We start from the raw sequence: 9,319 nt of genomic DNA, 5'->3' as shown, positions 1-9,319 counted from the left end.
GGTGGCTCAGCCCAGGCCGGCTGCCGTGGCCGGCGGAGCGGTTGGAAGGTCTTTCAGGCTCGTGAGTACCCGATCGATCAGTCCGTACTCCTTGGCTTCCTCAGCGGTGAAGTAAGTCATGCGGTCGGAATCGCGCGACAGCTGCTCCACCGACTTGCCGGTGTTGAGAGAAAGCATCTCCAGCAGGGTGCGCTTGTTGTGCAGCACTTCCTGGGCCCGGATCTGGATGTCGGTGGCCTGGCCGCGGGCGCCGCTGCGGGGCTGGTGCAGCACGATCGAGGCGTGGGGTAGGGCGGCCCGATGGCCCTTGGTGCCGGCGCTGAGGATCATGGCTGCGGTGCCCATTGCTTGGCCGATGCAGATGGTGTGCACCGGCGGCTTCACGTAGCGGAGCGTGTCGGCGATGGCGAAGGCTTCGGTTTCAAAGCCAACGGCGTCGCCGGTGTACCAGCTAGTGCCGGTGGAGTTGATGTAGAAGAAAATAGGTTTCTCCGGATTGTCAAACTCCAGGTAGAGCAGCTGAGCGATGATCAACTCGGTGACGTCAATGCCCATCTGGCGCTTGGCTTCGTCGTCGCTAAACAGGGGCAAGCCCAGATAAACGATGCGCTCCTTCAGCAGCAGGCTGGGCAGATCGGGCGGCGGCGTGCGCATGGCCGCGGAATCGCCGTAGTAGGGGGCTGAAACCGACATCCGCGGTTGATGGAAGCAGGTTTGCGGAGCCTAGCGGGGGCCGTCCGCCTGCGGATTGGCCTTGCTGCGCTCTTGCCGTGGTTTGCGCTTGGCGGTGGCCTCCCCATTGGCCTCGGCTGGGGCTCCGTCGCCCCGGGCGAAAACGATCCGGCCAGTGGGGTTTTGCAGGGCTCCGGTGACCACCACCGGCAGCCGCTCGCCAATGCGGCCCCGGGCGCCTTCCACCACCACCATGGTGCCGTCGTCGAGGTAGCCCACGCCCTGATCGGCCTCCTTGCCATCGCGGGCGATCTTGAGCTGCAGCTCGTCGCCAGGCTGCACCTCGGGCCGCAGGGCGATTACCAGCTCGCTGAGGTTGAGCACCTTGAGATCCTTCACCTCAGCCACCTTGGCCAGGTTGTAGTCGGCGGTGAGCAAGGTGCCGCCGGTGTCAGCGGTGAGCAGCAGCAGCTTGTCGTCGACGCCGTTGCCTTCGTAGCGGGTGCTGTTGACCACCAGCCGCCGGCCGTACTGCTCGCGCAGCTCGCTCAGCAGCTTGAGGCCGCGGCGGCCCCGGCCGCGCTTCTCGGCGTTGCCCGAGTCTGCCAGGGCCTGCAGCTCATCGATCACGCTCTGGGCCACGATCACCTGGCCCTCCAGCAGCCCTGAGGCGAGCAGGCCGCGGATGCGGCCATCAATGATCACGCTGGTGTCAAGGATTTTCGCGCTGGCCGGTTGCAGCACCCCATCGGCCACCAACATCGCCTCTGTGCTGCTGGGGTTGAACAGGCGCAGCAGGGTGCGGCCATGCACCTCAGCCAGGTTGTAGCCGGATACGCCGAAGAAGACGTTGCTGAGCACCGCCGCCAGCGGTTTGATGAAGATCACCTCCCAGGGCAGGGGCAGCAGCAGGATCGGCGCCAGCAGCAAGTTGGCCACCAGCAGGCCGAGGATCAGTCCCACGGCGCGGCTTATCAGCAAGTCGGTGGGCATGGTGCGGACCTGCTGCATCAGCTTGCGCCGCAGCTGCTGGAAGAAAACTCCAGCGATCACCCCAAAGAAGGCACCGAAGCCGCCCAGCACGGTGCGCAGCTCTTCTGGTTTGTCCACCTGCAGCAGCAGCTGCTCGGGCAGCAGGTCTACCCCCAGCCAGCCGGCGGCGGCGCCAGAGATCACAAACAGGATCAGGATGAGGGAGTCCACCATTCCCGTCGTGCGTGGCTACCCAACTGATCTGGAGTGCAGCATGCCTGATTTCGGTGCCTTTGGCCTGAAGGGGTTTCCGCACCTGTTGTTGTGACTGCTCAATTTCCCCATCCAGTTCCAGTCCCAGCCCCAGCTCCAGGCCCGGCAGCCGCCCTGCTCTGGCCGCCGCGCAGTGCCTATTTGCACATCCCCTTTTGTCACCGGCGTTGCTTTTATTGCGACTTTCCGGTGGTGCCCCTGGGCGACCTTGCCGGCGGCGAAGCGCCGGCGCCGGGGTCGGCCTCGATTGCGGCCTACCTCAGCCTGCTGCTGCAGGAGATTGCCGCCTCGCCCCCCGGCCCCCCGCTTGCCACGGTGTATTTCGGTGGCGGTACGCCCTCACTGCTGACGCCCCCCCAGCTGGAGTCCCTGCTGGCGGCACTGAGCTGCCGGTTTGGCCTGGCTCCTGGAGCTGAGATCAGCCTGGAGCTTGATCCAGCCAGTTTTGACCAGGATCGCCTGGCTGGCTATCTGCAGGCCGGGGTAAACCGGGTGAGCTTGGGCGGCCAGAGCTTTGACGATGCCGTGCTCGCCGGGCTGGGTCGCCGCCACCGCGGCGCGGACCTGCTGGAGGCCGCCGGCTGGCTGGCCCAAGCCCTGGGCGGCGGGGCCCTCAGCAGCTGGAGCCTGGATCTGATCCAGGGTCTGCCGGGTCAGGACCTAGGCCACTGGCGCCGCCAACTGCGGCAAGCCATTGCCCTGGCACCGCCCCACCTTTCCGTCTACGACCTCACCCTGGAGCCCGGCACCGTGTTTGCCCAGCGCCACGATCGCGGCCAGCTGCAGCTCCCCGATGCCGACCTAGGCGCCGACTTGATGGAGCTCACCTGGGCCGAGCTCAGCGCCGCTGGCTACGGCCACTACGAGATCTCCAACTACGCCCTCCCCGGCCACGCCTCCCGCCACAACCGCGTCTACTGGAGCGGCGCCGGCTGGTGGGGCTTTGGGATGGGAGCCACCGCGGCGCCCTGGGGTGAGCGCCTGGCCCGGCCGCGCACCCGCGAGGCCTACGCCGACTGGTTGGCCCAGCCGGGCTCGCCGCCCGCTAGCGCTGGTGAGGCTTGCCCAGGAATGCCGCTAGATGAGCGCTTGCTGGTGGGGTTGCGCCGCCGCGAGGGGGTGTCCATGCCCGCGCTGCTGGCCCAGGCTGGGCTGGGGCCAGCGGCGCTTGTCGCCTTGCACAGCCACTTGGAGTCCTGGATCGGTGAGGGGCTGCTGCGGATTGAGGGGCCCCGGTGGCGACTCAGCGATCCAGCTGGCCTGGCCCTTAGCAATGGGGTGCTGCGGGAGCTACTGGCTTGGTGGCAGGAGCAGGAGCAGTTGCCTGGGCAGGGTGACGCTGGCTGGCGATCCAGCCCTGCAGCGCTGCCACCCCCAGGGCACGACCCTGCAACAGCGGCGGGCTGAAGGGGGGCTGGCGGCTGGTGAGCCCCAGCAGGTCTGCCGTGACCCGAACCTGGCCATCACAGCCCTCGCCGGCGCCGATGCCTATCACCGGTAGTTCCAATTCCTTTTGCAGCAAGGCGCCCAAATCGGCGGGCACGTGTTCAAGCACTAGGGCGAAGCAACCCGCTGCCTGCAGGGCCAGGCCTTGGCGCCGCAGCCGCTCGCGGCTGACCTCATCGTTGCCCTGGCGGCGGTAGCCCAGCCGATGCACCGACTGGGGGATCAGGCCGATGTGGCCCATCACCGGTATGCCGCTGCGCACCAACCGGTCGATCAAGGTCAGGGTCTCAGGCTCGGCGCCTTCAAGTTTCACAGCTGCGGCGGGGGTCTCCTTGAGCACCCGGCCGGCGGCAGCTACTGCGTCATCTGGGTTGCACTGATAGCTGAGGAAGGGCAGATCGCAAATAAGCAGGGGCATCTGCCCAGGGCCGCAGCTGCTGGCTAGGCCGCGGGCCGTGGCCCGGGTGTGGTGCAGCATCTCCTCGAGGGTCACCGGCAGCGTGGTGGCGTGGCCCAGCACGGTCATCGCCAGGGAATCCCCCACCAGCACCGCATCAGCGCCCGCCTCGGCCACCAGAGCGCCAGAGAGGGCATCCCAGGCCGTAAGCATCGTGATCGGCAGGCCCGCCTGCTTGCGGCTCGCCAGATCAGCGGGGCGCAGGGGCACGGGCTTCGGTGCGAGTGATGCCATTGCTAACATCTAATCGACTCGGACCCATGCGGCTCTGACGCCCAAATCTGGTCAGGACCGGAAGGGAGCAGCCACACGGGATGCTCAGGGCAGGCGTGGAATCCGGGTCACCCCAATCAAAAACCGCTGACTAGCTTTCCTGGCTCTGGCGGTTGAGCAGGAATGGCGGGATTTTGGCGCCCCGTTCCTCCTGGGTGCTGTTGAACAGGGGAGTTCCGGCAAAACTGACCACGGTGCGCTCGGTGCGGTAAGGGGCGCCGCTCTCGAAGCCGGTGGCGATCACGGTCACGTGGATTTCGCCCTCGAGGCGTTCATCCACCACGGCACCCACAATGATGTTGGCGTCAGGATCGACAACCTCGTAGATCACTTCAGAGGCGGTGGTCATGTCCTCGAGGGTCATGTCTTTGCCGCCGCTGATATTGATCACACAACCCTTGGCACCGTCGATGCGGGCCGATTCCAGCAGGGGGCTGCTCATCGCCGCCTGAGCAGCCTCAAGAGCGCGGGAGCGGCCGGAGCCCACCCCGATGCCAAGCAGGGCGGTGCCGGCGCCAGCCATCACCGAGCGCACATCGGCGAAGTCGACGTTCACCAAGCCAGGCCGGGTGATGATGTCGCTGATGCCCTTAACGCCCATCCGCAACACGTCATCGGCGGCGCGGAAGGCCTCTTGCAGGGGGGCGCCGGCAATGGCATCGCGCAGGCGATCGTTGGGGATCACGATCAAGGTGTCCACGCTCTCGGCCAGCCGGGCAATGCCCTCTTCGGCCTGACGCAGCCGCTTGCGACCTTCAAAACCGAAGGGCTTGGTGACGATGCCTACGGTGAGGGCGCCAACTTCTTTGGCGACCTCGGCAAGAATTGGTGCTGCGCCGGTGCCGGTGCCGCCACCCATGCCAGCGGCGATGAAAACAAGGTCGGCACCCTGCAGTGATTCCTGCAGTTCGGCCCGGGACTCTTCCGCAGCCTTTTGGCCGATTACCGGATTACCGCCGGCACCTAGGCCGCGAGTCAGTTTTTGTCCGAGCTGGATGCGCTTCTGCGATGCCGACTGCAGCAGCGCCTGGGCGTCGGTGTTCAGCACCCGGTAGCCCACACCCTGGAGGTCGGAGGCAATCATCCGGTTCACCGCATTGCTGCCGCCACCGCCGACCCCGATCACTTCGATGCGTGCCGACTGGCTCGGCACAATCTCCCCTGAAACGCCGCCAAAGGACGGATCGTTTGAGGCTTGTACACCGTTTGACTGGGAAGAGCTTTGGGTCATAGCGGCATCAGGGGTGGCGGTGCGAACAATCGGCGACTGCATTATGTCGGCGTTTCCTTGCCTGGATCAGGAGAGTGTCTCACCTTTGCGGGTTTCCTGGCATGTCTCTGCTGGATTCCTTACGGCTCCCTGCTGGCCGCAGCCTGTCTACGGGTGGCGGGTAGGCCCAGCTCGGGTTGTTCTGGATCGCTGAGATCGATGGATTGCAGCTGGCGGCCCTTCACCTTTGTCGGCAGTTCCTGTTGCAGGTGACGGAGCACTTCAAGGCGCCGCCCCAATTGGGCATCAGCCGGCCCGAGGCTCACCTTGCCGAGCCGCTTGCTCTGCAGCCACAGGCTGCTGTCTGGTTCAAAGCGGATCTGGCTGATATCGCCACCAAGCCGCCCCCGTTGTTCGAGCACCAGGGCGAGGGCCGGGCGGTAGCGGGCCTGCCAACCCAGCACCAGTAAGCCGGCACTGGCTTTGGCTGCGGCCCCCTGGCCCTGGCCAATGCTCATCCAGTGGCCGAGTCGATCGACATAGCCCTGCTCGCTTCCCTTGGCGGTGCGTCGCTGGGCCCTGGCTACCGCCTGGCGGTCGACCAGTTCAACCCGCAGCCGCGGCGGTGCCATCAGCCGACTCACCCGCACCTGTTCCACCGGCAGGGCACCGGCCAGCACATCGGCGATGCGTTTGGGGTGCAGGCCCAGCAGGGGTTGGGGAAAAGTCAGGCGGACGGCTTGCACCACCTGGTCGGCTCCCACTTGCTGGCTGCCCACCACCTCCACCTGGTCGGGGCCGCTTAGTACCCAGCCCTGACGCAGCAGGCCGTAGCCCAGGCCGCCGGCGAGGGCTAGCAGCACAAGGAAACGCCAAAGATTGCGCAGGCGCTCTCGGCGCCGCTGCTGGCGCAGTTGGCGCCGCCGCTCCGATCCAGGTTGGAGAGGGGTGGCACTCACCGCAACAGGCTCCACTCCTGGCTCACAACTCGCAGCGCGAGCGCGACATCAGCTCATCGATCCAGCGCCGGGCCCGCTCTGAATCGGCGAAGGGCAGGTCTTTTTGTTCGCCACCACCCACTAAGCGCAGTCGGCAAGCCCCCTGGCTCTCTTCGGTGAGGGGCGCCTCGCCCGAACCCAGCGAAAGCAGCTCAACCAATTCGAGCTGCTTAATCACAAAAAAGTCATCTTGCTTGAGTTGACCGGCTTCGAAGGAGCACCAAGTCAGCAGGCCATCCACCAGCCGGGCGCCGCCGCAGCTGTCGAGTTTGGCCAGCTCGGAGCCCTCGGCCCATTCGCGAAACAAGCGCTGCCGCCGCCGCTCGAGCCAGCCCAGGGCGGTGAGCAGTACGAACACTAAAAGCAGTGGCAGCCAAAGCAGGCCGTGACTCATGTCGAAGGGCCTCCACTAGATACCTGGAAATGCCATTGTCGGGCCCCTTCGATCAATTCGCGCACCAAGGTGGGCAGGGCCACACCCGTGGCGGCCCAGAGCATCGGGTACATGCTCTGGCTGGTAAAGCCCGGCAGGGTGTTGATCTCGTTGAGCCACAGTTCGCCACTGGCTTCGCAGAAGAAGAAGTCAACCCGCGAAAGCCCCATGGCACCAACGGCCTCACAGGCCTCGATCGCCATGGTCCGGCAGCGTTCAGCCACCGCCTCTGGCACCAGCGCCGGGATCACGGTGTGGCTTTTGCCCTCGCTGTATTTGGTTTCGTAGTCGTACCAATCGGCTTCAAAGCAGATTTCGCCCAGCACCGAGGCCTGCAGGGGCTGGTGGCCGCCGCCCCGCACCGCGCATTCCAGCTCGCGGGCCGTCACCCCCTGCTCCACCACCAGCCGCGGATCAAGGGCGGCGGCAAGCTTCAGACCGGCCTGCAGGCTGGCCCGATCAGTGGCCTTGCTGATGCCAACCGAAGAGCCGAGGTTGGCTGGTTTCACGAAGCAGGGGTAGCCGAGCTGGCTCTCCAGCTGGTCGAGCAGGGCGTCGTCGTTTTGGGCCGCTGCGCTCGCTGACACGCAGGCATAGGGCACCTGGGGCAGGCCGGCGGCGGCGAAGGCGGCCTTCATCGCCTGCTTATCCATGCCCACCGCCGAGCCCAGCACACCCGAACCCACATAGGGAACCTGCATCAGGGTGAACAGGCCCTGGATCGTGCCGTCTTCGCCGTTGGGGCCGTGCAGCACCGGCAGCCACACATCGATCTCCAGGGCGCCGGCAGGTAAGCCCCGGAATCCAGGCGGCGGCAGCGGTTGGGGCAGTTGCTCGAGCCGGGCCGGGCTGCCCTGGCGCAACACAGCATCGGCCAACTCAGCTCCCCACCAGCGTCCTTCGGGGTCGATGTAAAAGCAATGCAGCGCGTAGCTCGATGCGTTTTCGCCATCCCGCACGGCCGCCGCCACCGTGGCGGCGGAACGGATTGAGACGGCGTGTTCGCCGGAGGCTCCCCCAAAGATCAGACCAACGGCGATGGGGGTGGGAGTCATGCCAGCCGGTATGGGACCCAGGGGGCCCAAAACTCAGGCCAGTTTGCCGCTCAAGGAGAAGGCGCGCACCTCTTCGATTTGCACCGTTACTAGGTCGCCCGGTTTGATCGGGCTGCCATCGGCGTTTTGGCCGGGGAAAAAGGTGAGCCGGTTGGTGCGGGTGCGGCCCATCACCTGATTGGAGTTTTTGGGATTGCTGCTTTCCACCAGGATCTGCTCACAGCGGCCGGCGTAGCGGTTGCTGCGCTGCTGGGCGGTGCGCTCCACCAGGGCGTTGAGCTCCTGCAGGCGTTCCACCTTCACCGCCTCGCTGAGCTGGTTTGGCCAGTCGGCTGCTGGGGTGTTGGGACGCGGCGAGTAGGCGGCGGTATTCACCAGGTCGAAGCCGATCTCTTCAATCAGGGCCAGGGTGCGGCGGTATTGGGCGTCGCTTTCGCCGGGGAAAGCCACGATCGCATCGGCACTGATCGAGGCATCGGGCATGCGCTCACGGATGCGCTCAACGATGCGGCGGTAGCGATCCACCGTGTAGCCGCGGGCCATGGCTTTAAGCACGTCATCGTCGCCGCTCTGGAAGGGCACATGGAAGTGCTCGCACACCTTGGGTAGGTCGGCGCAGGCATCGATCAGCCGCTCGGTGAAGTAGCGCGGGTGGCTGGTGGCAAAGCGGATCCGCTCAATTCCGGCCACGTCGTGGACGTGATGGAGCAGGTCGGTGAGGGTGTGGGCGCGGCGGCCTTCGGGGGTGATGCCGGGCAGGTCGCGGCCGTAGGCATCGATGTTTTGGCCCAGCAGGGTGATCTCCTTGAAGCCGCGTGCCGCCAGGCCCTGCATTTCCAGCTTGATCGCTTCGGGCAGCCGCGACTGCTCCTGGCCGCGCACCGAGGGCACCACGCAGTAGGTGCAGCGCTCATTGCAGCCGTAGATCACATTCACCCAGCCGCATACCTGGCTGTCGCGGCGAGCGGTGGTTATGTCTTCAAGGATGTGCTGCTCACCGGTGGCTAGCACCTGCTGACCCTGCTCCACCTGGGCCAGCAGGGTGTCTAGCCGATTGGCGTGCTGGGGGCCCATCACCAGATCCAGCTCGGGCACTCGCCGCAGCAAAGATTCGCCCTCCTGCTGGGCCACACAGCCCGCTACCACCAGGGTGAGGTTGGGGTTGATTCGCTTGCGTTGGGCCTGGCGGCCTAAGTAGCTGTAAACCTTCTGCTCGGCGCTATCGCGGATTGTGCAGGTGTTGTAAAGCACCAAATCGGCGCTGTGCTCGTCTGTGCCGGCCCGGTAGCCCATGGCTTCCAGGATCCCGGCCATGCGCTCGGAATCCGCCTTGTTCATCTGGCAGCCAAAGGTGGTGATCCAGTAGCTGCCGCGGGGGACGTTGGTGCTGAGGTTGGTGGCCGTCATGCAACTAGTTTCGGCCATCAGGGTTGGCGGCTGGCGGGAAAAGGGACCTGGTCTGGTGTCCTGGAATCTGTACACGCTGTACGGATTCCAGGACGTGTGCCAGACCCGTGTCAGCTTGAGACC

The 9,319-nt window shown here is 65.9% G+C and carries 8 protein-coding genes, 1 other RNA gene and 1 pseudogene; 2 read left to right on the top strand and 8 right to left on the bottom strand.

What is annotated here, in order from left to right; all coding sequences use genetic code 11:
• Window positions 1–6: 6 nt before the first annotated feature.
• On the bottom strand, window positions 7–693 hold the full coding sequence (locus KBY85_RS07535; RefSeq protein WP_254960910.1) for an ATP-dependent Clp protease proteolytic subunit: 687 nt from the start codon (window positions 691–693) through the stop codon (window positions 7–9).
• 30 nt (window positions 694–723) lie between these two features.
• Window positions 724–1,878 (bottom strand): PIN/TRAM domain-containing protein, encoded by a 1,155-nt coding sequence (locus KBY85_RS07530; protein WP_254960909.1) that lies wholly within the window; start codon window positions 1,876–1,878, stop codon window positions 724–726.
• A 153-nt stretch (window positions 1,879–2,031) separates the two neighbouring features.
• Here KBY85_RS07530 and hemW point away from each other — a divergent pair.
• A pseudogene (hemW, locus tag KBY85_RS07525) lies at window positions 2,032–3,234 on the top strand (radical SAM family heme chaperone HemW); the annotation flags it as partial.
• Here hemW and panB read toward each other — a convergent pair.
• The gene (gene panB / locus KBY85_RS07520) at window positions 3,185–4,024 is read right to left on the bottom strand and encodes a 3-methyl-2-oxobutanoate hydroxymethyltransferase (RefSeq protein WP_254960922.1); all 840 of its coding nucleotides are present in this window, start codon (window positions 4,022–4,024) and stop codon (window positions 3,185–3,187) included. The pseudogene hemW and the gene panB sit on opposite strands and share 50 nt — an antisense overlap.
• 45 nt (window positions 4,025–4,069) lie before the next feature.
• Between panB and ffs the strand changes: the two genes are divergently transcribed.
• Window positions 4,070–4,166: signal recognition particle sRNA small type (gene ffs / locus KBY85_RS07515), an RNA gene on the top strand.
• Window positions 4,167–4,184: 18 nt separating this feature from the next.
• On the opposite strand, the gene ftsZ is transcribed toward ffs, so the two are convergent.
• The 5 genes from ftsZ to miaB all read right to left on the bottom strand — a co-directional run bounded on the left by ftsZ (window position 4,185) and on the right by miaB (window position 9,196).
• A complete protein-coding gene (ftsZ, locus tag KBY85_RS07510; RefSeq protein WP_254960908.1) occupies window positions 4,185–5,324 on the bottom strand; it encodes a cell division protein FtsZ in 1,140 nt (379 codons plus the stop codon).
• 119 nt (window positions 5,325–5,443) lie between these two features.
• Window positions 5,444–6,262: an FtsQ-type POTRA domain-containing protein gene (locus KBY85_RS07505; RefSeq protein WP_254960907.1), complete on the bottom strand. Its 819-nt coding sequence runs from the start codon at window positions 6,260–6,262 to the stop codon at window positions 5,444–5,446.
• Between the two features lie 22 nt (window positions 6,263–6,284).
• A complete protein-coding gene (locus KBY85_RS07500; RefSeq protein ID WP_254960906.1) occupies window positions 6,285–6,695 on the bottom strand; it encodes a hypothetical protein in 411 nt (136 codons plus the stop codon).
• Window positions 6,692–7,789 (bottom strand): D-alanine--D-alanine ligase family protein, encoded by a 1,098-nt coding sequence (locus KBY85_RS07495; protein WP_254960905.1) that lies wholly within the window; start codon window positions 7,787–7,789, stop codon window positions 6,692–6,694. Before KBY85_RS07495 ends, KBY85_RS07500 begins: the two co-directional genes overlap by 4 nt.
• A gap of 33 nt (window positions 7,790–7,822) precedes the next feature.
• Entirely contained in the window at window positions 7,823–9,196 is a 1,374-nt protein-coding gene (gene miaB / locus KBY85_RS07490; protein ID WP_254960904.1) for a tRNA (N6-isopentenyl adenosine(37)-C2)-methylthiotransferase MiaB, read from the bottom strand.
• Between the last annotated feature and the right edge of the window lie 123 nt (window positions 9,197–9,319).

It is taken from the genome of Cyanobium sp. BA5m-10, assembly GCF_024346255.1.
GTDB classification, from domain to species: Bacteria; Cyanobacteriota; Cyanobacteriia; order PCC-6307; family Cyanobiaceae; genus Cyanobium_A; species Cyanobium_A usitatum.
The sequence above is the reverse complement of the archived record's forward strand: the minus strand, read 5'-3'. Positions and strand labels throughout refer to the sequence as shown.

Excerpts from the sequence above, each read along its gene's own strand:
- KBY85_RS07535 (WP_254960910.1), bottom strand. The coding sequence starts at position 693 with ATGTCGGTTTCAGCCCCCTACTACGGCGATTCCGCGGCCATGCGCACG.
- KBY85_RS07530 (WP_254960909.1), bottom strand. The coding sequence starts at position 1,878 with ATGGTGGACTCCCTCATCCTGATCCTGTTTGTGATCTCTGGCGCCGCC.
- ftsZ (WP_254960908.1), bottom strand. The coding sequence starts at position 5,324 with ATGACCCAAAGCTCTTCCCAGTCAAACGGTGTACAAGCCTCAAACGAT.
- KBY85_RS07500 (WP_254960906.1), bottom strand. The coding sequence starts at position 6,695 with ATGAGTCACGGCCTGCTTTGGCTGCCACTGCTTTTAGTGTTCGTACTG.
- KBY85_RS07495 (WP_254960905.1), bottom strand. The coding sequence starts at position 7,789 with ATGACTCCCACCCCCATCGCCGTTGGTCTGATCTTTGGGGGAGCCTCC.
- miaB (WP_254960904.1), bottom strand. The coding sequence starts at position 9,196 with ATGACGGCCACCAACCTCAGCACCAACGTCCCCCGCGGCAGCTACTGG.